The organism is Photobacterium makurazakiensis (assembly GCF_050336715.1).
GTDB lineage: Bacteria > Pseudomonadota > Gammaproteobacteria > Enterobacterales > Vibrionaceae > Photobacterium > Photobacterium makurazakiensis.
This window is the reverse complement of the sequence record NZ_JAKJSJ010000082.1, coordinates 1-24,417: the sequence shown is the minus strand read 5'-3', so window position 1 is coordinate 24,417 and position 24,417 is coordinate 1. Positions and strand designations below refer to the sequence as shown.

Below are 24,417 nucleotides of genomic sequence, written 5' to 3'. Positions count from 1 at the left end.
CTTTAAATGAAACTAATAATTAAGACTCAATAGCTTCTATATCAACAATCTTTGAACGATTCATAATGACTTTCCAACGGCGTACACGAACCGTATTGTCTTCATCGGTTTCACGCGTAATCAAATTAATTAAATGACGTTTTTCTACAGTTTCCTTCGATACTTGCCCATCTTTGAGCAAATAGATTTTTTGCGAACCTTTCTCCATCAGCTTTGTAATGATACGTAGATCAAGCATGATAGATTCACGTGTTTGTTCGTAACCAGTTAAAAACTTAGTTGGAGACATACGTGTAGTACTTTTATAGTGCAGTATGGTTTCTTCACGTTGCGAAACCTTGTGTTTGCGAATTTTCCTAATTTCTTCATCGAGCTTCTTAAAGCTTGTATATTCCATCCACTCTAGTTGGCGGCCAGTAAGGTGATTAGAATTGATATCGAAAAATTGTTTTCGCCACTTAGGTTTTCCTTTTCTAACCCAGCGCCACAACATTGTTTTTAAATCGTCTTTGAAGATTTCACGAGCGGCATAAATAAATGACATGGCTAGCACAAACGATGCCGTAATGTCGCCTAACACCCCACGTGCTTTTATCAGCATGAGCGTGACAAAAATCATCACAAAACCTGCAGCAAACCCTGTAACGACTTTTCGAGTATTGTTGCCCAGCTCAACGGTCTTTTCTTTCATCGTGACGGGGTATTCGATGAGTCTGCGTAACAGGCGCATTTTATTCGACATTCGAGTGGGATCGAGGGTTGCACGAGAAGAGTTGTAATTGTTCTTCATACGGTGTTCGGATTCGTTTGTGCAGGTTTCCAGTAGCCGTGCCTTTATTTCGCTGTAATCACTGTTACGCGGTAGATGAGCAATCAGCTCAAGCAAGCGTTGTTCAGTAAACCATGACAAGTAGTTATCAACATTTTCATAGTATTTATAAAGCTTTTTATCGGTTGGGGCGCTACGACGTAACCGTTTCAGAATGCGCTTAGTGAGTTGAGCAACTTCTTCAACTTCTTCAAGTGAACGCTCTTGCTTATCATCAAGCAATTGCTGCGTGGTTTTCTCCAGCGCAATCGCATATTGATAGGCATATAAACTCAAACTTAGGCGGTATTGCTCTGTTGACAGTTTTCCACGGCTAGCAAGCCGACTATGAACCAGGGGAAGGTGGTTCACATCACTATAATAAGTGCGTTTACCTTGAATCGCATTATGGAAGAAGTCTTCTTCTGAAATAATGTTGCTGTTTAGGCCGAGTTCACCGGGGATGAAAAGATAGAGATCGAGCTGCCTGTTGGTTGTTTCTTGAATGACGTGGGATATTTTGAGTTTATGTCCGTCTTTTTTTTCAACAGTGATCACTATATTTATTTACCTCGGAGATTTAGGAGCGCTATTGGCAGGGTAGTGCCAATACTTTGAAGTTGAGTTAATTTTAGATGAATTAGCCACTTAATAGCAGTGTTAATTCAGTATTGTTACGCTGTTAGCGTGTAAAGTAGGCAAATAATTGAAGATAGGTCAGGCGAACGGAAGTAACATCACGTATAATGCGCGGCCTAACGTATACGGTGATCGCAAGTGCGTTCATCAATAATGCAACTGAGTGATTATTCAAGCCCAGTCGTTTTATTTACCCAGAGAGTGTCGAAACAAATGATTAAAATTGGACAATACAACACATTAGAGGTCGTCAAGCAGGTAGATTTTGGCGTATTCCTTGACGGTGGTGAAGACTTTGGCAATATTCTACTGCCGAAATCCTCTGTTCCGGCAGGCACTGAGCTGGGAGATAACATCGAAGTTTTCATCTATTTTGATTCTGAAGATGAAATTATTGCGACGACTGAGCAACCTTTTGCGCAGGTAGGTGACTTTGCATTGCTACGCGTTGTTGGTGTTTGTGATATTGGTGCTTTCGTCGATTGGGGCCTGAGAAAAGACTTACTTGTTCCATTTAGCGAACAACGCCGTCGCCTTGAAGAAGGCCAAGATGTCATGGTGCGTATCTATACAGATAAAGCGTCTGGCCGTATTGTTGGTTCAACTAAATTCAATCGCTTCCTTGATAAAACCCCAGCAAACTATACAGTGGGCCAGGAAGTGCAAGCATTGATCGCTGAAACGTCTGAACTTGGCTATAAAGCGGTTATTGAAGGCGAGCATTGGGGCCTATTATTCAAAACTGAATCGTTCGGTAAATTGTTCCCAGGCAAAAAGCTAAAAGCATACATCAAAGAAATTCGTCCAGATGGTAAAATTAACCTGTCTTTACAGAAGGCTGGTCGCGCTAAAGTTGACGATCTTGCGGATAAAATTCTAACCACGCTAGGGCGTAAAGGTGGCTCGTTGCCATTGAATGATAAGTCAACGCCAGAAGCTATTTTTAAAGAATTCCGCACCAGTAAAGCAACATTCAAGAAAACCATTGGTGGTCTATACAAAAAAGGCCTCATTGTCATTGACCGTGAAGGTATTCGATTAAACGATAACTAATCGTTACCGCTGAAACCAGCGGTTAAAAAGTCGACAATCAATAAAAAAGCCACTTGCTTGAAGCGAGTGGCTTTTTTATTTGTCGATGTCTCGTCCTGAAATGTGTTTACTTGCAATCTAAATGGCTGGCAGGATGACTCAACATTGTATTGATGCGTAAAACCAAAGAGGATATCTATAAATTCAGAGGGTAGTTGAGAGAAGACCGCCTCAATGTATTTAGAGGCGGTAATATGTAAATAATTAGCTTAAAAATCCAAGGTTTTTTTGCTCGAAATTCACTAAATTAGGAAATAACGTATCTAGCGACTCTGTGGGCGTACCAAACCATTGAGCCAGTGTCGCGGCTACTTGATCGGCTGAGGTGGTTGGGATCATCCGGCCATTATTGTTGATTGACCAGTTACCATCATGGGTTAGATCTGGGATGCTTCCGTAGTATTGGCCACCGAGAACGGCATCTCCCATCACCAATTCATGTCCAGCCCAGCCATGAGCTGTCCCTGTTCCGTTAGTTAATTGGGATCGACCGAAGTCTGACATGGTGAAGGTAGTAACATTTGGTCCAAAACCGGATATATCCAGTTCAGCTTGAAACGCGGATAACGCTTCTGCTAATTCTTTGTATAAACGTTCGTGAGCCGCTAGTTGATTATTGTGTGTATCATAACCGCCTTGTATCACATAAAAAACTTGCCGCTGTTGGTTCAGTGCTGCATTACCCTTGATCACCTTGGCAACCAATGACAAGTTATCAGCCAGAGATGACTTCGGGAATTTTGTTGTTAGGTCAGCTTCTAGTAGCGGGTCGAGTTGTGCGCCTGACGACAACATCTGTTGCTTAATGAGGTTAATTTGTTGACGAAAGATATTCACGCGCTCAACAGCCATGTCATCTTTGAAAGCTTGTTCTAGGCCTCCCGCTAACCCAAATGCTTTAATATTGGCACTTTCCGATAACAGCACTTGCTGGTAACTGCTAGACAGCAAAAAGTTGGTTTCTTCTCCGGTACTATATGCGGGGCTAAACTCATAAACCGGTGAGGCGAGGGTATCCAGTAACCTTCCTGCCCAGCCTGTTGCTATATCTCCCCCAACAAACCCGCTTCGTTTTGCTGCTTGCATATCTGCATGTGAACCGAGCCGTGAAATTGAGGGGACGGTTTTGGCTTCAAATGCTGCTCTATCACCCGCTGCGATTAAATTACCAGTGTTTATGATTGCACTCATCTTTCCTTGTGCGAAGAGGTCGGATAATGGCGATAGCGCAGGATGCCCACCAAGAGCTAAGTTGCCGTCCATCGCGAGATTAATTAAGTTATTTTTATCGATAGCGAGTGCACCTTTGGCACCAGCATACTCATCATAACGTTGAGATTGCGTTGGGATAAGCATGTTATGTGAATCGTTACCGCCGGCAAGGAATACACAAACAAGTGCTTTATAATCACCACCTGCAGCCATGGCTAAATTCCGCATGCCAATACCTGTCGATAATGAAAGTACACCAGCCGTTGCGAGGGATTTTTTTAGGAAATCACGTCTTTTCATTATCGTTACTCCTGAACCAAGTATTCTGGGGAAGTGACCGTTAGCCAAATCATGCCTTTACAGCGAATTCTGCCATTATTTGCACCAATTGAATCGGTGAACTGACGATAAGTCGCTAGCATCGTGTCGCTGATAGGACGGTGGTAGAAGGCCTGTTGTAAGTAATCCATCTGTTGCTCAAATTTAGATACATTACTATTGGAGTAACATGTTGATATATCAACTTTATTTGATTCGTTGATTTCAGGGGCATCATAATTTTTATTCTGCCCAATGACGCTATGGAAAATATTACTGAAGGCTTTAAATGATGAAGCGTTAAGGACCGTAAATTCAGGCGCGGTTAATTCGGCTTCAGAAATGGCACCGTCAGGCGCGTCTGTTGGGCGGTAGTAGCTAAAGACTGAGGGTGCGCCGAGTGGTATTTGCCCATATGAATCTGCGGTGTCTATATCACGGTAATATCCATCAAGGTTACCACGCATTGCCATTGCTCTGGCAAGGTTGGTCATGACGATAAGGGGCTCTTTAAGTTTGTAAGCTTGACTATTTCTCGCTTCTTCATCGCTGAGGATTGCTTTAGCGACGATGGCAAGATCACCTCGAACACCTTCGCCGTTGTTCCTGAAAGCACTTGCCACACGTGCAATGTATGCTGGTGACGGGTTCGACGTAACTAGACGCTGGATCAATATTCTACTGACAAAAACAGGGGTGTTGGGATGGTTAAAGAGCATATCGATAGCAAGTTCTAAATCTTGCTTTGCCGATTTGCCACCTTCAAAACTAATGCCCATAACATGCTTACTGCCACTGTCGTGACGACTATCATTCGGTTGCATCGGCATGAATAATTCACCGTCTGATAGATTAGACCAATCGGTATTACCCGCGAGATGCCAACCAGTTAATACTCGAGAGAACTCACCCACATCTGCTTCTGTATAAGTTGCAATAGGGTTACCATCTGAATCGAGGAAAGGTGAACCGTCTGGTTTTAGCTCATCTAAGCCGATGGTAAAAAGCTGCATTAACTCTCTTGGATAGTTTTCATTGGGACGGATCCCTTCGAAGGGGTTTTCTAACTGGCTACCGACCGATGTTAAGTAGTAACCCATCGCTGGGTGACGTGATATATCGACAAGTAAATCACGATAATTTCCTAATCCATGACGAATCAATAGGTCATAATAATCGGTAAGCAGACGTGGCTGCTGGCTTAGTGTGGCGTCTTTTTCTGATACAACGACAATTTCACTTAGGGCAAAAGCCATACGCTGGCGGAGTTGATCCGGTGCATTAATGCTTCTGTCCCACCATACTTTGTAGCGTGTTTCTGCGTTTGTTCCCGTGCCATAGGCAACATATTCATCAAACCGTGGGAGGTGATAACTTGGAGCAGTGGCCAATTGTTCATTAAACCATTGCTCAAACCCTTGGGCACTCACTTGTGAAGGCTCGTTAATTTTGGGGCCAAAGCTCGCTTGAAATAATAAAGAGGCAGCTTGCTCGTCAGTTAAAATGACGTCTGGTAGTACTGGCGCTGGAGCTTGCGGGTCGATTCGAGGGTAGGTTAAAGCACCTGATGCATTTTCATTAGGTTCCACTATCCAAGTGAAAGGGCCATAAGTACTTGTTTCTGTCCCATCTGTCACGGTGAACGTTACATCAGGATAGTAACCTTCAGAGCCCGCCGGTGGCATTCGATTAGCCCATGGTTTTGCCCAAAAAACGCCGTTGCTGTTTACCCAAATAAAGCTGGGTAAGTTCTCTGTCGACCAGCTTAGTTCGCCAGTCCCGTCATATTCAACGGGGATATTCCAGCGATACTTTTCACCAACAACACCTCTTGGCGGCTCGGTGTTGGGGGATATTTCTAATTTGGCATAACTCATTGAGGATATGGTGATGGGGATCGACACCAATAGCCCTTTGCACATGCTGGATAATTGCATCCTTGCCTCCTTTTTTGGCTTTTGATGTAATTATAAGCAGGCATTTAAACGTTGGAGTGAAGATATATTGATGCTGTGAATGTATGGGCTCAAAGTCACAGTCAGATCAGAAGGAAAACACTCGGCATTAACTTGGTTTATCAAACAAGAATATTGCATCGTGTACACCTTGAATAAGCATTTGCATGGCAATAACCGTTAAAATTAACCCCATTAAACGGGTAACAATACTAATGCCATTTTCTCCGATGACACTGACGATTTTTTGACTGTAAATAAAGCAAATGAGTGTAATGATACAGAGCACGGCAAAAGCACCAATTGTAATCAAGATATTAATAATGCCACCTGCCGCCGAGTAGTTCATCGCCGTCGCTATAGTACCGGGGCCAGCAAGGATCGGTAACGCTAGGGGGGAAATTGCAATATCCTGATCGGGCTGGGTACTTGATTCACTCGTTTCATCAGATTTGCTGGAGTGTAATTTTGAGCTGCTGCCTTGTAGCATGTGATAACCCACAAGAAACACTAAAATCCCCCCCGAAAGTCTGAGCGCTGGTAGAGTAATACCAAATAACTCAAATATACCTTTCCCGAGTAAGCTAAATGACGCAATGATTAAAAATGCTGATAAAACAGCTTTCATGGCTGTTGCACGCTGCTGCTGGTCGTTTTGGTTACTGGTTAATCCAAGAAACACTGCGGTGTTGGCTATTGGGTTCATAATGGCAAAAAAACCCATAAATACAGTAAAGCTGACTGTCATTAGATCATGCATAAATTAAAATCCTACGCTGAAGAGTCGTTGTGAGTCTCTATTTCGATTTTAGATAACAAACGATAAAGATTACTCCTGAAATTGATTTTTAAATGTTCCTGCATCTTGCAAGTTTAAAGTGATGAAGAAGCCTGCCGCAGTAATTTTGGACCGAATTGCGCATTACAAGCTTATTTGTGACGTCGTTCCATAGTTGGTTTTTTGAGATAAAAAGGTCGTTCTACTTTTGATAGAGTCGGTGAATACTTGGAGCGTAATAGTCAGGAAGGCGTTGGTATTAAAGATGAGAATAATATTTTATTTAGTGTTTTCTTTGTTAATCGTTGGGTGTCAGTCAACTGGAAATAGAACGGCAACGAGCCCTGTTTCTCAGGAGAAAGTTGATGCTTTTTTGACGGAGAATATAAGAATAGCCAAAGCATTAATACCAGACAATGTGGGCACGGTTCAGAGAAAAGGTGATCAAGTGATTATTACCTTAAAAGGTGATCGTAGCTTTACTCACGACAGCGCAGATATTCGTTATGAAGCACAGGATGTATTAAAGCAGCTATCGACATTAATTAACCGTTTACCGGAATCTCGTATTTTTATTGCAGGGCATACCGATAGCATCGGTTCAGAAGAATATAATCGTTTACTTTCGACAAAACGTGCACAGTCAGTATCAAATCTATTGGCTGATAACGGGGTTGATGAAGCGCGTTTAGGTATTTTTGGCTTTGGTGAAAACTCACCGATAGCAGACAATAAATTGAACTCAGGCCGACAGGCAAATCGCCGAATAGAAGTGAGAGTGACACCTAAATTTGATATGTTCACAGAATAAATAAAAGGAAGCATCGCTTCCTTTTATCATTGATTTACATTCGCCAACTTGGAAAGGATTACTTTTCCCCACAGACAATACAGCTTGGTTGCTTGCCGAGCTTCATTTCACGCCAGCTCATCGTCATCGCGTCAAGCATTAGGATCTTCCCTGTTAAAGCTTGTCCCATGTTGGCAACAACTTTGATGGCTTCCATCGCTTGCACAGCGCCAACAATACCGACAACGGGTGACATGATACCAGCTTCAACACAAGTTAATGCTTGTTGACCAAACAAGGCACTGAGGCATTGATAACATGGCTCATTGTCTTGGTAGGTATAAACACTGATCTGGCCTTCCATTCGAATGGCGGCACCAGAAATCAGCGGTGTTTTATGCTGGTGGCATAAACGGTTTAGCTGGTTGCGAGTTTCAACATTATCGCTGCAATCAATCACTAATGTGTGTGTTGCAATAATTGCACTGAGCTCTGAGTCTGAAAGACGTTTAGCCACAGTATCAACTTGCGTATTGGGATTGATTACTTGAAGTGCTTGTTTCGCTGAATCAACCTTCAGTTGGCCAACTGTACTGTCGTTGTGTAAAACTTGTCGTTGAAGGTTTGATACTTCAACTTTATCGTCATCAATTAGCGTTAGTTTACCCACGCCAGCAGCTGCGAGGTACTGAGTTGAAGCACAGCCAAGCCCGCCAGCACCAAGGATTAACATTGAAGCGGCTTTTAATGCTTCCTGACCGTCAAAATCAAACTGTTTGAGAATTATCTGGCGGTTATAGCGCAGCATTTCTGCATCGGTAAGTTCTACCACGGGTGTTTCCTGTGAAGTAAAGGAGGTGAGAGCGGCTCTCACCTCACTCAGTTAGTACATAGTATGATTAAATAGCTCGATAGTAACATTTTCATCAGGCATCACGCGTCCGCGGTCTTGCTCTAGTACCACAAAGCAGTTTGCTTGATGCATAGAACTAAACGCACCGGAGCCTTGGTTGCCAGTTGTCGCTACTTCAATCTGACCATCACTATTGATGCTATAGATACCACGTTGGTAATCAGCTCGACCAGGACGCTTTTTAAATACAGTTGTTGCCTTTGCTGTAAGGCGCTGTGGTGGCTGATATTGACTATGGCCTGCAAGTTGCGCCAGCATTGGTTGCACGAGTTGATACAGAGTGACCATGGCTGACACTGGGTTGCCCGGTAGGCCACAGAACCATGTGTTTTTAATGGTACCGAATGCGAAAGGCTTACCCGGTTTCATTGCGATTTTCCAGAAACCAATTTCACCTTGTTCGTCTAGTATGTCTTTGGTGTAGTCAGCTTCGCCCACACTAACGCCACCTGAAGTCACGAGTACATCTGCTGTTGTTGCAATATCGAATGCTTCACGTAATTTTTCTGGGCTATCAGGGATAATGCCTAAATCCATCACATCGCAGCCAAATTTTTCAAGTAGCGCACGAATACCATAACGATTGCTGTCGTAGATCTGACCAGCTTCAAGCGGTTCGCCTACTGGACGGAGTTCGTCACCGGTTGAGAAAAAAGCAACCGTTGGACGTTTATAGACAGAAAGCGTTGCAATACCTAAAGAGGCGAGCAGGGGCATCTCGCGAGCAGTGATGCGTGTTCCTTTAGCAACTACCACATCACCTTGATGAACATCGTCGCCTATAGGGCGCACGTTATCACCTTCTGGTGGTTTTACCGTAAAGCGAATGGCATCATCATTAACTTCTGTTTCTTCTTGCATGATAACAGTGTCAGTGCCTTCTGGCATTTGAGCACCTGTCATAATACGAATACATTGACCTTGTTGGCACACTCCGTCGAAAGGCGTGCCGGCAAATGATTTCCCCGCTAGGGTTAATGTATCGCTTACTTGCAAATCAGTGCTACGAAGAGCATAGCCATCCATTGCAGAGTTAGCGAAAGGGGGTACGTTTATTGGTGAGCAAATATCGTCAGCGATGACAAAACCCATCGCATCGGAAAGCGAAACTGTGTTTACAACTTCTAATGGCTTAACTTGATCCAAGATCTTCGTTAGTGCCAATTCAACTGGCATTAAGCCCGGAGTATCACAACATCCCATAATTGGTATCCGTTTATCATTTTATTATATTTTGCATAGTAAGTAATTATGACAAAAAAAGCTTCCCATAACTAATACCGCATTAAATACGTGGTGTAATTATTGTCATTTACAGGTATCCTGCGTCCAGAAATATTACTGGTATGCGTATTTGGGTAACTTTTCATCAGCTAAGTCACTAATCTTACTTAGTATTTATCCAAGCCAGTAAGTTGGAGGAATAAAATGACAGCATTTAGCGAATCTGCGTTGAAAGTGCGCCAAGCACTGGTTGATCGTGGCCTTGAAACACCAATGACGGATAAAGTCGTTAGCCGCGAAGAGAAGAAAGAGAAGATTGAGTATCACATGCGTGAGATCCTCGAGCTTCTATCATTAGACCTTACTGATGATAGCTTGGTTGAAACCCCCCATCGCATTGCCAAAATGTATGTTGATGAAGTGTTCTCCGGCCTTGATTACACCAATTTCCCTAAAATCACAGTTATTGAAAATAAGATGAACTGCGATGAGATGGTACGAGTTAAAGACATTACCTTAACCAGTACTTGTGAACATCACTTGGTCACAATTGATGGCAAGGCAACGGTTGCTTATATTCCTCGTGGAAAAATCATCGGTCTGTCCAAAATTAACCGAATTGTTCGTTTCTTTGCTCAGCGCCCACAAGTGCAAGAGCGCATGACACAACAGATTTTGGTTGCATTGCAAACCTTACTGGAAAGCGATGATGTGGCAGTCACTATGGATGCAACCCATTATTGTGTAAAAGCGCGTGGTGTAATGGATGCGACCAGTGTGACCACCACCACGGCACTTGGTGGTATCTTTAAGCGAAATCCAGCAACACGTGCGGAATTCTTGCACGGCCTTCGTTAAGGCATTTGGGTTGTATATTCTACAAGTTTAAATTTCATAAAATGCCAGCGTATAATACGCTGGCATTTTTGTTTGCCTTTGTTGGCGGCTAACTAATCCAAACAAGGATCTCATGGATTTAATTAAACTATCGCGTATTAGCATGAAGCACCTTATTACTCTTCATGTCATGCTTGATACGCTGAGTGTTACAGCAAGTGCTGAGCGCCTATGTTTAAGCCCATCGTCAGTCAGTAAAACGCTGACTCAGCTGCGAGAGAACTTGAACGATGAGTTATTTTATCGTCATGGTAACCAGCTTGTATCAACACCGCTGGCAAGGCGATTAGGGCCGACAGTTCATCAAATGATCAACGAGATGAATCAGATGCTAACGCAAGAAGCGTTTGACCCTGCTTCTTATCAAGGCCGCTTCTCTTTAGCAATGCGTGAAAGTACGTTTGAGCTTATTGCTGCTAAGTTGACAGCCAGAGTCTTAGCGCAGTCACCGGGTATGCGGCTAGAGATATGGTCTCGCGATAGTATGGGATTTGAAAGCCTGTCCAAAGGGCAGTTAGACTTTATTATTCTTCCACATGATAAAAGCCAGCCACCCAGTTCCCAGCACAACTTAGTGTGGGAAAGCCTAATTGAAGATGAGATGGTTTGTTTAATGAATGCCGACCATCCATTAGCTGATCAGCCTTTAACCATTGAAAATTATTTGAGCTATGGGCATGTTGGAATAATGGACAATGATTTGAATGTTCCATTTTTTGAAATGCAATTGGCGCAGCAGCATCAAAAACGTAAAATTGCAGTAAATGTCGCTGACTTTGGCGGGGCGGCGCTGATGTGTAGACACAGCGATTTGCTGTTTACTTGTTCACAGAAGTGGGCTGAAGTAGCACTTCAAGCAAAAGATTTAATAACCAAACCCTTGCCATTTAACTACGGTGAGGTGTCTTACAGTCTGGTATGGCACCAGCCGAGTATGAATGATCCTGCTCAACGTTGGTTGTATGAACAAATCGTCGAAGTATCTCAATCGACTTAACTTGTTGAGATATTACCTTAAATATAAAGGTGATTAGCTCTAGAGTGTGAGTTGTCGACAGTGAAACTTCCCCGTTACATGCTGGTGGTTAACTTGATGCGTGCCAATTCACATTAAGGAAACTACCTGAGTGATTCTTATTTGATAATTCAATAAAGAGCATCTATCGTTAGGTGAAGTTCGGTATTGATAATATGCAGTTCCATCTAGGATTGTTATTAATGGTGACCAATTTAAAGATTTGATCATTAACATAATAACGAGAATATATAATGGAAATGGATTTCCAGAGTCAATACTCTGTAGAAACGACCTTTAACTCGCCGGATTATGAATTAATTGAAAAAATTGGCGAAGGTGGCTTTGGGCATGTTTATAAAGCACTTCAACATAGCACCCAAAAGCTAGTTGCTATAAAATTTTTAATACTCAGTCCTGACTTTGACCAAGAAAAGAAACGACGCTATATCGAGCGCTTTCATCGTGAATCTGATTTAATTCGCCGTCTTAATCATCCTAATATTGTTCATCTTATTGATAAAGGTCAGCAAAATGATTTTCTGATCTATGCTGTCTATGAGTATATCGATGGATATACATTAAAAGAGCATTTAGATACTCAGGGTGCATTGAGTGCTGTTGATACAGCAGAAATTATGGCGTGTGTATTAGATGCATTATCGCATGCACATGAAAAAGGAGTGATACATAGAGATATAAAGCCAGCCAATATTATGCTCTATCAGGTAGGTGCGAAAACACACGTTAAAGTGCTGGACTTTGGAATTGGCACATTAAAGAATGAAGTTCGACAGCTAGATTATAAAAGTATTACCTTAACTCAAGAAACCTTAGGAACGCCGACATATAGTTCGCCCGAGCAGCTACGGGGAGAGCCTCCTGTTGCTCAAACGGATATATATGTTTGGGGCTTGGTTTTCTTAGAGTGTTTAACCGGTGTACCAACAATCACAGGTCGTAGCCTCGCATCGATCTTCCATCAGCAGTTAAGCCCAACGAATGTGCCTTTAGGTGTTTTGGCTGGGCATAATTCAGCGCCGTTCTTTCGCCGAGTATTGAACAAAAAATCACATGAGAGGCCAGTTGATACTGCTGAGTTATACCATGAATTTCAAAAGCTAAATTTTGCCAATTTAACGGGTACTCCTTCCCCTATATCAAATCACCACACAGCTGTTGAACTCAGTGATATTACACAGGTTAACCAGCATGACGAAACCCTACTTAATGACGGACATTTTTCGTATTCTCGGCTAACTGAGCGTAAACAAATATCGGTACTGAGTGTTATTTTAACGACAGGGGTTTTGCCATCTGAAGGGCAAGCCGTGCAACTTGTTGAACAGGATGTGATCGACACTTTTCACAGTGATCAGATGCAGCAATGTATTGATCTTGCCGTTCGCTACGGTGCCACTCATGTGGGGTCTTTAGGCGATACCTTATTGTTCTATTTCGGTTATCCCAAGGTAAGCGATAACGATAGCCGGCTATGTAGCCGTGCCGCGTTAGATATTGTGAGCAACTTTAATAGGAAAAATGCGTTATTAAAAAATAGCCATGGGATTGTTAGTCATATTCAGATGGGTATGCAAGCAGGGTTAATGCAAAGTCTCGTCGGTAATATACCTGAAGGGAAGGCTGCCCATGATGCGATGAATTTATGCCGTCAAGCAAAGCCTGGACAAATAGTGTGCTCAGAAAGCGTTAAACTCATTCTAGAAAGTTATCTCAATTTTGAGCGTCTAATCATACCAGCATCTGTTAATACACTGGCAAGTTACGTTGAAGATAGACCTTATTTATTACGCTCAGAGCGTTTGTCAGAAGCGTTTGGTTTTTTACGCAGTACACAAAAAAACAGGGCTTTTATTGGCCGAGAGCAAGAAATAGAAACGTTAGTAAATTTGCTTGCTAGAGATAGTGATAAACCTGCGGCGTTGAATAAGAGTCAAAGTGAACAGACTCAATATAGAGTTGCTCATATTCAGGGTGAAGCCGGAATTGGTAAGTCACGTTTAGTCTTCGAATTAAGAGAGCGTGTCGAAGAATGGCGTCATTTTGTTGCCCAGTGTCTGCCAGAGCATCAAAATAATGCGCTTTATCCTATTCTCACATTATTGAAAGTTAAATATGCCCTTGAGCCTTTATCTGATGCTCAAAAGCTAGCTCGATTAACACAAGCGATTGAACAAAGCCCGTTACCACGACAGCATCAAGAGCAAGGGTTGCTAGTTTTGGCTGCATGGCTAAACCTACTTACTGGCGAACAGAACGTAGATGGTAACAACGCGCTAAGTAATTTGTCTCCTGCATTACAAAAACAGCGGTTGTTTGACGTAGTGAGTCAATTACTGTGTCAGACACATTTAAGTTCAGGGGAGAAGGCAAACCATAAAAAACAGCATCTGTTCATTTTTGAGGATTTACACTGGGCAGATCCAACAAGCAAAGAGTTTATCCATTTCATTGTCCAAACTGACGCATTTAACGATGGAAAGCACAGCTGGTTAAATACGTCTCGCGAGGCGATCCCCACTATAATGGAAGACCTCTCTTTCACGTTAGTTCAAATTGACAAACTCAGTGATGCCAACGTTAATGACTATATTGCCTTTCTGTTTAATCAGCAGCCTCTGTCGCAACGTTTAACGGCGCTATTGATTGAGCGTACCGATGGCATTCCGCTGTTCATTGAAGAGCTTGCGTCAACATTACAAAATCAAAAATTAGTGCATAAGGTTAATGGCATCGTTGATTTTGTCGACAACGAAAAACAGAGCCAAGTACCTGTCAGTTTAAGAGAGTCATTACAGCAAAGGTTAGATTGGCTTGAATTTTCAAAAGATACCGCTCAACTTGCCGCAACAATAGGGCGCACTTTTAATTACGACTTACTCGTAGCAGCATCAAGTAAAGATGAAGCACAAGTGCAAATAGATTTGGACGAGTTAATTAAGGCTGAATTAATCTATCAACAACGACAAGTAGAGGGCGATAGTTATATCTTCAAGCATGCTTTGGTTAGGGATGCTGCTTATGAAAGTATGGATGGCAAGACTCATAAAATATCACATCTAAAAGTAGCAGAGGTCTTAGTACAACACTTCCCTATGCGTGTCGATGAACACCCGAGTGAGGTGGCTATCCATTTCTCTAGTGCATCGCGTTATGATTTGGCAATTAATTACGGAATTATTTCAGCTAACTCTTCACTCGAAAATTTTTCTATCGAAGAGACTATTTATCAGGGATACAGGGTTTGTACTTGGATTGAAAATATACCAGAAAATGTGATGGTAGCTGATAAAATTGAAATCAACCGGATTTTGATGCAAGCCTTAATGCTCAAGTATGGTTGGGGTCATAAGAAAATTTATAGCCATATTGACAGTACAAGGCACCTTTTTGTTGGGTTAAAAACATCAGAGTATAGTCGAAGCGTAGTTTGGAGCTTGGTTTCGACCTTTGTGTATTATTTTGTTGTTGGTCAAAAAGATGGGATGGTTGGTTTACATAAGCATGTTCAAGAAATATTAAATAATAAAAACGAATCAGGTATGGTATTGGCTGCACATATCATGCAAGGATTTATTAATTTTAATGATGCAAATTTGGAAGAATCTATATCGTCTTTTTCTAAGGTTGTAAGCTTGTATGATGAGAATGAACACAAAGATTTAGTGTTTTTATTTGGTGTTGATATGTTCACATGGGCCAAATCTATGCTTGGCATTATATTTAGCTATCAAGGAAAACTAAACCTAGCAAACAGCCTAGGGGAAGAGGCAATTAGTAGTGCGAGAGCATTAGAGCATGTACCTTCAATATGCATCGCATTACTATATCGTGCTATTGTTGCTCAGTTTCATGATAACAATAGACATGTCAAAGAATTATCAGATGAGATCATCGAATTTTCAGATGCTTATAGTCTACCTGCCTACAAAGGGTATGCTTCTTTATTAAACATATGGGCAACACGAATAAATAATGAAGATAGCGCAATTGATATTGTTAGGGCTCTAAAGGAAATGAACTGTAATGCTTTTTTACCATATTATGCCTCATTGCATGCCGATACATTAGTTCAACAAGGTTGCCATTTATCTGCAGTTAAACTTATCGATGATTGCTTACTAGATTGTAAGCGTTATAACGACTATAGCTATGAAGCTGAACTCTATTTGAGGAGGGCATGTTATTTATTAAAGGAAAAAGAACCTAACTTTACTGTTGCCAAAAGTGATTTACATAAAGCTATTTATTTAGCAGAGAGTAGAGGCAATAAAAAAACGAAATTACATGCAAAGAAATACCTGTCAAATTTATTACTACAAATTTATTAGATACAGAGAGGGTGATATCATGGGAACAACTATTGCTGGATATAAGTCGTCATTTAAGTCAATTGTCAGTTTTAGATCTGCATATTTAAAAGCAATAGCTAAATCATGGACTGATGAGGAGTTTAAAAATGGGCTTTTAGAGGATAATATTTTAGAGTGGAAAGGATTTACTGACTTATTACCAAATCAAGAGCCGCTTCCTTGGACTGCAAAAATCTATGTGTATATTCCAAAACCTTTAGAAGACGGGTTTCCACTTAATACTCGTTGGATGCCTGGTCCAACAGCTGGTTGGTTTGGTATAAATGATGAATTTATTATTAATTTACCTCCAGCTCCGGAAGAAACTGAAGAATACTCTAATGCAATTGCTGCTTACAATCAGATGTTTCCCACATTAATGGGGACAACAGATGATAGTGATAGTGAAGGACTATCTGAAGATTTTGTTAACTTTAGTTGTGCATTATTACAAGCGATTAGCCTTTGCTGGGCGACTCAAGAAAAAGATGGCAGTGATACGACGCCTAATTTTGCCGAGCAGCTAGAACAAAATGGATTAGAAGCATTAACTAGTCTTATTGGTTTTGTTAATCCATGGGGTTTCAATATTAAATTTAAAAAAGCACCTGAAGGAGCAAGATGGGATAGATCCAACCAGTGTTGGAGTGGTTTATATAACGAGGTAAAACTTAATTACCCAGCACCACCAAGCCAATCAGGATCTTTTTCAGACGATGCTGTTAAAGCGATTGCACTCGCTCAATATAACGCAGATGGAATGCAGTATCCGTTTACATGTCCTTAAATTAGCGATTATTTTTAATATAGGACTATTTCCATGAATAATACAGAACTATTTGACTCTGATAGACATGTAATGGAGCCACTATATTTGTGGCAGACATATGTTGAAGAAACAGTGTTTTCTGAATATCCAATAACATTGAGATATGATACTGAAGAAGCGATGCAAGAAAGAGTTGAAAGGCTCGGGTTTGGGGCCGCTAAGAGGCTACCTCCCATTTACATGATTGGCGACAATGAAGTGTTATTACGATGGGGGGAAGAATTACAACTTGCATGCCTTGAGGGTAAGAGCAGTGAGCTTGAACGCCGAAATGCCATGGCTCCTGAAACACAGTTGGAAAGTATGGACGAAGCAGGAGTAGCATGGGCGAGTATATTACCCACATTCGCAGGGCTATTAATTAATCATGAATCTCTGCCAGCTCATATATCACTAGCATATGCTGATGGTTATAATCGGTGGTTAAAAGAATATTGTGATTTTGAGCCAATGCGTTTGAATGCTGTTGGCGTGCTCAGTCGCCATGACCCAAATACAATGCTAGCTCAGCTTGATCGTATTATTACTAATGGTTGGAAAAGTATTACTTTACGGCCTGAAGTAATAGCAGGTAGGGGATTGGGTCATGCTGACTATGAGGCATTTTGGGGTGCTTGCGAAACCAACGGTATAAGCGTAGCCATCCATGGTGGTACTCATGCTTGTTTAGCGACAGCTGGCACAGATAGATTTAATTCTCACTTTGCCATGCATGCATGCTCGCATTCCATGGAAATTCAAATGGCTTTTTTGTCTTTATTAGAATCTGGTGTACTAGAAAGGCACCCTAAGTTAAAGTTTGCTTTTTTAGAAGCTGGGGCGTCTTGGATACCACACTGGCTATGGCGACTAGATAATATTTGTTATCCAGAGTTTCCTTCCTTAACTAAAGACAATATTAAAATGTTACCCTCTGAATACTTTAAGCGGCAATGCTGGGTAACCATCGAGTTAGGAGAGCCATGTTTACGACAAGTCATTGAAATTATAGGGTATGATAAACTTTTGTATGGAAGTGATTACCCTCACCCAGATCATTTGCAGTTTTCTACTGATGATATAGCGTCACAACTTAGTGAATTATCAGATGTTGAATTATTTAGTTTGATGGAAGGTAATGCGAAAACTTTTTTTGGAATACAAAATGTTAACGATAGCGATGTTTATGAAGTGAAAGCATCTGCTAATTAATGTGTTACACATTTAGTTGTAGTGAGATCAAGGGAATGAAAACTACATTAGAATTGAAATGGCACCCGAGCTTAAATGTTTATGTGTTTGATAATAACGATGTATTATTATTATCAAACACTCAACAATGGCTATTACCAGCTGCTAAGTTTCCTCTTGTGGGAGCTATTGACGGTATTAAGTCAGCAGAGCTCATCTTGGAGTTAGGTGGTATAAAAGACCCGCAAGTATCGGCTTTATTTTACTATCAGATAAACCAGTTAATTGATGAAAATTTGTTATTGGAAGGAGGTACTACCGAAAGATATCTACGACCGGTGTTTGATGATAAGAGCGAGTATAATAATATCATTGATAAATGTTGTTTAAATGAAATTTGTCAATTTGTAAATTTATCAGCATTACCTTCTCATGCAGTGATGGCTGTTAAAAATGCGGTGAGGCTATTCTTAAACAATGTAGCTACTAGTTCATTTAAAGAGAGTAGTTTATCGTTGTATATCATACTGGTTGATGATTTCCTTGATCCTAATATTAATCATTTAAAGATAAAGACTGATTTTATTGTTGTCAAAACCAGCGGGCAAAGTCTATGGGTTAGCTCCAAGTTTGCCAACGATGAAATAGGCTTGTTTAATCAATTCCAAAAATTGATCTTAGATAATCAACCTGTCAGAAAGTGGCTGATGAAAAAGTGGCCAGAGCGTACTCATAGCTATGCTTTTAAAGCCGACACTATGTTGAATGATGAACAGTGCCAAGAGCTTGTAAATATGCTGGTTTCTCAGTATAGAAACCAGCAACATCAATTAGCTATTTATGATGTTGATACAAGGGATGCCCAGTTACATTGCTTTCCACCAAAGATCGATGAGTCTAAAACATTATTAGCACGTTTTAATGTCCCATTAAGGCTTGAAAGTTGCTTAAGCAACTTCAGAAAAGACGGAGGTTCTAGATGTGTTCATGCTGATTTTACCGTCAGTAAACTAATGCCTTTCGTTAGTTCTGTGACTGGGGTTATTAATCATTTAGATCTATTTAACGTGACACAAAATACCGCGATAAAAATTTATCGTACAGGTTTTTTTAAATCACCAATAAGTACTGAATTGGCGGAGTTTGATCAAAATAGCTTTGTGCAAATTTGTTTGGGAAAAGGCGTTAGCCGTGAACAATCACAAGCGAGTGCTTTATGTGAGGCTATCGAGCGGTCAAATGCACAGTTTAAGGGGGACGAACCGCTATATAAAGCTCGACCAGATGAGTTAACGAAACGCTATATGCGCTTTCAGGATCTTACTCCTTATAGTATTCATCAATATCGACGGTTTGCAGATAGTAATGATAGTGAAGCTGAACGAGTACAAGCCTCAATACCGTATAAAAACGAACCTATACATTGGCTAGCGACGTGGTCATTGACTAATGATGAACACGTTTACGTACCACTGACATGCTGTTTTTCAAATATTGAAATACCACAAAAACAAACAACGACTCAGCGTTTTGATGATGAAAAATTTGGTCGCTGGCACTCAAATGGTGCTGCTGCTGGTAACACTCTGGAAGAAGCAATTTTGCAAGGGTTGTATGAGTTAATCGAACGTGATGCCACTGCGATTTGGTGGTATAACCAAATTGAGCGTCCCGCTTTTGATTTGTCACGAATTGACCGCGACTTTTATGTGCCTCTTGAGCAAACATTAAGCAAAACATATCACTTTTGGGTTTTAGACGTTACTCACGATTTAGGTGTGCCATCAATGGTGGCTGTCGGGCGGCATAAGGAGAATAGTGGTTACATATTTGGGTTTGGCTGCCATCTACAACCTGAATTAGCGGCTCAGCGTGCACTGACTGAATTATGCCAATTAATACCCATTCGAAACCAACAAGGAGCACCATTTATATTCGACGAGATAGAGGATGGCGCTTATTTACACCCGAATGATGCGCTTGAAGCAGAAGTATCATTTACGACTAGTTCAGACGATATGAAAGAGGATATCTTAGCGATTGTTGATAAACTGAGTAATGTACAACTTGAAACGTTAGTGCTTGATTACAGTCGTGTTCCTATACCTCTCCATACCGTAAAAGTGTTTGTTCCTGGGCTTTGTCATATTTGGCCGCAGTTAGCGAATGAGCGCTTGTATCAAGTGCCACTAAAATTAAGATGGTTAAATGAAGCGAAAAATGAAAATAGTATTAATCCGTTAGGGTTATATATTTAAATAAACGATAAAGTTGAGGTCAGAGAAAGACGTGTAATATTGTCGTAATAGACGTTGAACAAGAGTCAAACTAGGATGTAATTATAAGGTTATTAACAGGCCTGAGATTAAGTTACTCAATAGCTTACAGCAAGGATGAACTATGGCATACCTGACTTCGTTAAATTCAAGTTATCCACTATTTTTAAAAACGTTCCATCAATTTGGCCGCTTAGCGACGGCGGTAGATACGTTGGTTGATAACCCTGAGATTTCTAGGATACATGCAGTTATTGAGTGGATTGATGATAAGTGGTATCTAAGAGATCTCAGTAAAAATGGTGTGTGGGTCAACAATAAAGCAATTCAACCGAATAAACTCTATCAACTTGCTGTTAACGATAGTATCTGTTTTGCCAATAAAAAGAATATTACATTTATCGTTACTAACCTTGATGAGCCTAAAGATGTTTTAGTTCCCTTTGTTTCTGACAAAGAACTAAATTCTCTCGAATCGCCTCCTATATTGCTTGAGCACTATCACTTCTTACCATCTGAAGACTCTCCAGAAGTTATCATATTTTATGATGTGGTTGAAAAGTGTTGGTATTGTGAAACGATAAATGATTCAACACCCACTAAATTATATGATGGCGAGCTACTTGAATTTTCCGACTCGATGTGGAAATTAATTAAAGGGGCAGATGCCGCAGATAAAGAAACACTGGTTACAAATGATAATGTAGACAATGACCTATGCTATATCTTCAATATTAGTCAAGATGAAGAGCTTACCGAACTTACGTTAAAAAACAGTCGCGCTGATATAGATTGTGAAACCCGTAGCCATCATTACTTAACCGCCTTATTAGCTCGATATAAAGGTCAGGATAAACAAGACCAACTTCCAGAACATCTACAAGGTTGGCGTACGATAGAGCAATTAACCAAAGATATTGGTTTGTCGGAAAATCATGTCAACATTCAAATCCATCGAGCAAGAAAGCAACTCGCCGATAAATTGCAATCCGAAGGGATCTTCGGACCATTACTCATAGAACGTAAAAGAGGCCGTGTTCGATTTGCTGCAAGCGATTTTAAGGTGTTTAAAGGGCAAGAGCTGGAAGTTGATTCGATGCTGGTATGATGAATTTTCTTCAATTAACTGCGCAGGAAGTGCAAGTATTGTCTAATTCGCTGTGGTGTAGCACCGCAAAAATCGACGATAGGCAATGGTTAATGCATGTTAACAAAGCATGTTTTGAAGGTGAGTGGAGCGTTATTCCTTTGAGGGGGTTACGGAAGTATAAGATGCACTCTCCTATATTACAGGCGTTTAGTTTAGAAGCCTCCTCTGATCCTGAGCAGTTCGAAAACTATTTAGAATTAGAGAATTTTGCTGATATTAATAGGCTCTTTCATCGTTTTCCCTGTTCTATTTTGTCCGCAAGGTTGATGAAGCTTGCTCCTGGGGCCGTCATAAAGCCACATCGTGATAAAGGGCTATCGCCGAAAAATGGTCAGGTGCGCCTTCATTATTGCTTACAAGGTGATCCGAAGGTTGAATTCGTTGTTGGTGGCGAAAGTTTGGTTATTAGGGAAGGGGAGTTGTGGTTCATTAACGCAGATATTGAACATTCGGTTTACCACCGTGGCTCACAGCCGAGAATTCACTTGGTCTTCGATTGTGTAGTCAATCATTGGCTTAAGAAGCAACTTGGTATGGACTCTTGAGAGGTTAATATGTATGACCATCAACATTAATCACGTCTTAAATGACAGAAGTTAGAAGTTGATTTGGTAATGGTATGATGATTTGTTAGATTATTACAATATATGCAGTATTATTTAATAACAGCCGCATTGGTTTTTCCATTGCGGTTATTTTTATTGATTCTTTGGGTATAAAAGGATGTTCAATGAATAAGCCGAAGAAACAAAAGGAGGCTTTGGAGCCTTGTGAGATAAATATGAACTCCATACTTTCGACAGGTTTATTAAACGATGAATTGCGTCAACAGTTGGCTGGGGGGAATGTCATTAACCCATCGACTGAAATTCCTCGAGTGGAGAGCAATGATAATTGTTTATCTGAAAATTTAAACCAGCTTGTTGATGACATGTTAAGTAATAAATCGTTAGATAAAAAGGGGTTAGATTTACAGTTAAAGGTAATATTCAAACAGTTGAAAATGATATATACGCACGCTGATATATCGCCTGTGTATCGCTCACGTCAGTTCATTTCTCGTCATGGTCTAATTATTTCACCTGATAATTGTATAACATCAGTGAAAGATACGCTTCGAGTACGAGCATATCTTAGATCAGTACATCAAGCCGTTTCTCAATTAAAGTTAGATAATAACTCTCCGGTTCATATTGTTTATCCGGCCTGTGGGCCTTTTGCACCCTTGCTATTACCCCTATTAAGTTATTATAAAACTAATGGGCTATATACTGGGATTGATATACAGGTAACGTTTATCGACCTCCAACCTGGTGCCGTTTTGAGTTTAAAGGCTGTGACCGATGAGCTTGGTTTACATGAATTTATTCGTGATTTCTATTGTCAAGATGCCTGTGAATATGAGTCCAGCACCTCAATTAATATAGTTGTATTAGAATCATTGCAGCATGGCCTGAGTAGAGAAGGGCATGTCGCTATAGCACGTCACTTTGCTAGGGTGATGGATCCAAATGGTATCTTTCTTCCACAAGAGGTTGTGTTATATGCTGTTTTAACTGTAGGGCAGAAAGAGTATGTTGAACAGTGGAAAGAGGAAAATGGTCGTGCGTATGATGTTAGTCAGGAAATTATTGCTTGTAATCAAAGAGTAGAACTCGGTGAAATCTTACGCTTAAACACGAAGACACTAATTGATCTTAAAGATTATGTTGTAGATAGTTCAACTAGCCTTATTGAGTGTGAAGAAATAGTTATTCCATCTGAAAGCGTAATACCAGAACAGCCTTTGATTATTATTTGCACTCAAATAAAGGTCTACAACGAAGAAGTATTAAGCGAATATGAATCCGGCATCACACATCCATTACCAGATATGCAAGTTTGTATAAATTATACGCCTCAAGATGCTAAGCCAGGAGACTTAATGGTAAAAAGTGGTGATAAATTGAAATTTTATTATCGACTGAATGGATTACCAGGTTTCATGGCAACGATAGCGAAGTGAGCTAATTTTGAAAAGGAAGCAATAATGCCTGAACTAAATCAAAAGGTTGTCATTTTTGCCGCAAGTAGTGCTGTAATTCCAGTGATTAATTCACTTTTAGCGAAAAATACTTTGGTCGGTGTTGTATTAAATGGTCGAGTTGATACTGACTCCTATCAGTTAGAACTGCAATTGCAACAAGCAAAGATCCCCTATATTCGATACCAGTCAGATGCCCCTGAGCAAGTTGTTTTCCAAGTAGAAACATGGGGGGCTAATATTGGGTTGGTTTATACTTTTTCACATCGCTTACCTTCGATTATTCTCGATAGCTTTACCATAGGAACCTATAATCTACATGCTTCTTCTCTTCCTAAATACCGGGGCGCGATGCCACTGTATTGGCAGATTAGAAACAATGAAACTCAGACAGCAATCAGTATCATAAAAGTTGAGCCAGAATTTGATACTGGCGATATCATGCTCCAGCAATTATTGCCATTGCACCCCAATGATACTTTTAACAGCCTTGGTCACACCATTGCCCAGCGGTCGCCAGCCTTGGTGATGAAATTTTTAGAACGATTAAGTGACGGGACACTTGAAGGGGTACCTCAACAAGGTGAAATTAGTGTTGCTCCTAGACCAAATCATCAAGATTTAATGGTTAATTGGCAAATGATGACAGCTGCCGATATTGCGGCAATGGCCAGAGCTGGAAATCCACTATTTAATGGTGCACTTGTTGTTTGGAAACAATCATATATTGGCTTGTTACAAGCAACCTTAGTCGACCAGGCTGATTATGGTGTTCCTTTTGGGACTGTTTTGCACATTGGCGAACCCGAGGGGTTAGTCGTATCAGCGAGGGGCGGGGCATTGCGCTTTGATATACTCTCGGTCAATGAGGGTATTTTTTCGGGTGGGACATTCGCTGAGCGTTTCCAGTTAACAGCAGGAGAGCAATTTAGCTCTCCATAATACAGGTTTTATA

General features: G+C 40.8%; 18 protein-coding genes. 12 read left to right on the top strand and 6 right to left on the bottom strand.

Going from position 1 to position 24,417, the window contains the following annotated elements:
• Nucleotides 1–19: 19 nt before the first annotated feature.
• Entirely contained in the window at nt 20–1,366 is a 1,347-nt protein-coding gene (locus L4D09_RS25950; protein ID WP_428460450.1) for a hypothetical protein, read from the bottom strand.
• Between the two features lie 294 nt (nt 1,367–1,660).
• Here L4D09_RS25950 and L4D09_RS25945 point away from each other — a divergent pair, with 294 nt between their 5' ends.
• Nucleotides 1,661–2,500, top strand: coding sequence for a CvfB family protein (locus L4D09_RS25945; protein WP_428460449.1), 840 nt, complete (start codon nt 1,661–1,663; stop codon nt 2,498–2,500).
• Between the two features lie 243 nt (nt 2,501–2,743).
• Here L4D09_RS25945 and L4D09_RS25940 read toward each other — a convergent pair whose 3' ends face one another.
• The 3 genes from L4D09_RS25940 to L4D09_RS25930 form a co-directional block, all read right to left on the bottom strand.
• Complete coding sequence (locus tag L4D09_RS25940) at nt 2,744–4,051, bottom strand: DUF1501 domain-containing protein (protein WP_428460448.1); 1,308 nt, start codon at nt 4,049–4,051, stop codon at nt 2,744–2,746.
• A 5-nt stretch (nt 4,052–4,056) separates the two neighbouring features.
• Nucleotides 4,057–6,006 (bottom strand): DUF1800 family protein, encoded by a 1,950-nt coding sequence (locus L4D09_RS25935; protein WP_428460447.1) that lies wholly within the window; start codon nt 6,004–6,006, stop codon nt 4,057–4,059.
• 127 nt (nt 6,007–6,133) lie between these two features.
• Entirely contained in the window at nt 6,134–6,784 is a 651-nt protein-coding gene (locus L4D09_RS25930; RefSeq protein WP_428460446.1) for a MarC family protein, read from the bottom strand.
• Between the two features lie 283 nt (nt 6,785–7,067).
• Here L4D09_RS25930 and L4D09_RS25925 point away from each other — a divergent pair, with 283 nt between their 5' ends.
• Entirely contained in the window at nt 7,068–7,613 is a 546-nt protein-coding gene (locus tag L4D09_RS25925) for an OmpA family protein (RefSeq protein WP_428460445.1), read from the top strand.
• 58 nt (nt 7,614–7,671) lie between these two features.
• Here L4D09_RS25925 and moeB read toward each other — a convergent pair whose 3' ends face one another.
• Nucleotides 7,672–8,424: a molybdopterin-synthase adenylyltransferase MoeB gene (gene moeB / locus L4D09_RS25920; RefSeq protein WP_428460444.1), complete on the bottom strand. Its 753-nt coding sequence runs from the start codon at nt 8,422–8,424 to the stop codon at nt 7,672–7,674.
• Between the two features lie 51 nt (nt 8,425–8,475).
• Entirely contained in the window at nt 8,476–9,708 is a 1,233-nt protein-coding gene (gene moeA, locus L4D09_RS25915; protein WP_428460443.1) for a molybdopterin molybdotransferase MoeA, read from the bottom strand.
• Between the two features lie 225 nt (nt 9,709–9,933).
• Between moeA and folE the strand changes: the two genes are divergently transcribed.
• From folE to L4D09_RS25865, 10 genes are all read left to right on the top strand, one after another.
• Entirely contained in the window at nt 9,934–10,587 is a 654-nt protein-coding gene (gene folE, locus L4D09_RS25910; protein ID WP_428460442.1) for a GTP cyclohydrolase I FolE, read from the top strand.
• A 112-nt stretch (nt 10,588–10,699) separates the two neighbouring features.
• Nucleotides 10,700–11,623, top strand: a complete 924-nt coding sequence (locus tag L4D09_RS25905; RefSeq protein ID WP_428460441.1) for a LysR family transcriptional regulator — start codon at nt 10,700–10,702, stop codon at nt 11,621–11,623.
• 272 nt (nt 11,624–11,895) lie between these two features.
• On the top strand, nt 11,896–15,993 hold the full coding sequence (locus tag L4D09_RS25900) for a TOMM system kinase/cyclase fusion protein (RefSeq protein ID WP_428460440.1): 4,098 nt from the start codon (nt 11,896–11,898) through the stop codon (nt 15,991–15,993).
• A 19-nt stretch (nt 15,994–16,012) separates the two neighbouring features.
• Complete coding sequence (locus L4D09_RS25895; protein ID WP_428460439.1) at nt 16,013–16,801, top strand: BMA_0021/BMA_0022 family TOMM bacteriocin; 789 nt, start codon at nt 16,013–16,015, stop codon at nt 16,799–16,801.
• Between the two features lie 33 nt (nt 16,802–16,834).
• Entirely contained in the window at nt 16,835–18,034 is a 1,200-nt protein-coding gene (locus tag L4D09_RS25890; protein ID WP_428460438.1) for an amidohydrolase family protein, read from the top strand.
• 35 nt (nt 18,035–18,069) lie between these two features.
• Nucleotides 18,070–20,271 (top strand): YcaO-like family protein, encoded by a 2,202-nt coding sequence (locus tag L4D09_RS25885; RefSeq protein WP_428460437.1) that lies wholly within the window; start codon nt 18,070–18,072, stop codon nt 20,269–20,271.
• Nucleotides 20,272–20,413: 142 nt separating this feature from the next.
• Complete coding sequence (locus L4D09_RS25880; RefSeq protein WP_428460436.1) at nt 20,414–21,397, top strand: FHA domain-containing protein; 984 nt, start codon at nt 20,414–20,416, stop codon at nt 21,395–21,397.
• Entirely contained in the window at nt 21,394–21,984 is a 591-nt protein-coding gene (locus L4D09_RS25875) for an aspartyl/asparaginyl beta-hydroxylase domain-containing protein (protein ID WP_428460435.1), read from the top strand. The genes L4D09_RS25880 and L4D09_RS25875 overlap by 4 nt, the downstream gene beginning before the upstream one ends.
• Before the next feature lie 185 nt (nt 21,985–22,169).
• Nucleotides 22,170–23,444 (top strand): SAM-dependent methyltransferase, encoded by a 1,275-nt coding sequence (locus L4D09_RS25870; RefSeq protein ID WP_428460434.1) that lies wholly within the window; start codon nt 22,170–22,172, stop codon nt 23,442–23,444.
• A gap of 24 nt (nt 23,445–23,468) precedes the next feature.
• Nucleotides 23,469–24,404 (top strand): methionyl-tRNA formyltransferase, encoded by a 936-nt coding sequence (locus L4D09_RS25865; RefSeq protein ID WP_428460433.1) that lies wholly within the window; start codon nt 23,469–23,471, stop codon nt 24,402–24,404.
• The last annotated feature ends 13 nt before the right edge of the window (nt 24,405–24,417 follow it).

What these genes read in the sequence shown, in the direction of transcription:
- L4D09_RS25925 (WP_428460445.1), top strand. Translation starts at nt 7,068, where the DNA reads ATGAGAATAATATTTTATTTAGTGTTTTCTTTGTTAATCGTTGGGTGT.
- L4D09_RS25875 (WP_428460435.1), top strand. Translation starts at nt 21,394, where the DNA reads ATGATGAATTTTCTTCAATTAACTGCGCAGGAAGTGCAAGTATTGTCT.
- L4D09_RS25890 (WP_428460438.1), top strand. Translation starts at nt 16,835, where the DNA reads ATGAATAATACAGAACTATTTGACTCTGATAGACATGTAATGGAGCCA.
- L4D09_RS25945 (WP_428460449.1), top strand. Translation starts at nt 1,661, where the DNA reads ATGATTAAAATTGGACAATACAACACATTAGAGGTCGTCAAGCAGGTA.
- L4D09_RS25865 (WP_428460433.1), top strand. Translation starts at nt 23,469, where the DNA reads ATGCCTGAACTAAATCAAAAGGTTGTCATTTTTGCCGCAAGTAGTGCT.
- L4D09_RS25900 (WP_428460440.1), top strand. Translation starts at nt 11,896, where the DNA reads ATGGAAATGGATTTCCAGAGTCAATACTCTGTAGAAACGACCTTTAAC.
- L4D09_RS25870 (WP_428460434.1), top strand. Translation starts at nt 22,170, where the DNA reads ATGAATAAGCCGAAGAAACAAAAGGAGGCTTTGGAGCCTTGTGAGATA.
- L4D09_RS25940 (WP_428460448.1), bottom strand. Translation starts at nt 4,051, where the DNA reads ATGAAAAGACGTGATTTCCTAAAAAAATCCCTCGCAACGGCTGGTGTA.
- L4D09_RS25895 (WP_428460439.1), top strand. Translation starts at nt 16,013, where the DNA reads ATGGGAACAACTATTGCTGGATATAAGTCGTCATTTAAGTCAATTGTC.
- folE (WP_428460442.1), top strand. Translation starts at nt 9,934, where the DNA reads ATGACAGCATTTAGCGAATCTGCGTTGAAAGTGCGCCAAGCACTGGTT.
- L4D09_RS25930 (WP_428460446.1), bottom strand. Translation starts at nt 6,784, where the DNA reads ATGCATGATCTAATGACAGTCAGCTTTACTGTATTTATGGGTTTTTTT.
- L4D09_RS25935 (WP_428460447.1), bottom strand. Translation starts at nt 6,006, where the DNA reads ATGCAATTATCCAGCATGTGCAAAGGGCTATTGGTGTCGATCCCCATC.
- L4D09_RS25880 (WP_428460436.1), top strand. Translation starts at nt 20,414, where the DNA reads ATGGCATACCTGACTTCGTTAAATTCAAGTTATCCACTATTTTTAAAA.
- L4D09_RS25885 (WP_428460437.1), top strand. Translation starts at nt 18,070, where the DNA reads ATGAAAACTACATTAGAATTGAAATGGCACCCGAGCTTAAATGTTTAT.
- moeA (WP_428460443.1), bottom strand. Translation starts at nt 9,708, where the DNA reads ATGGGATGTTGTGATACTCCGGGCTTAATGCCAGTTGAATTGGCACTA.
- L4D09_RS25905 (WP_428460441.1), top strand. Translation starts at nt 10,700, where the DNA reads ATGGATTTAATTAAACTATCGCGTATTAGCATGAAGCACCTTATTACT.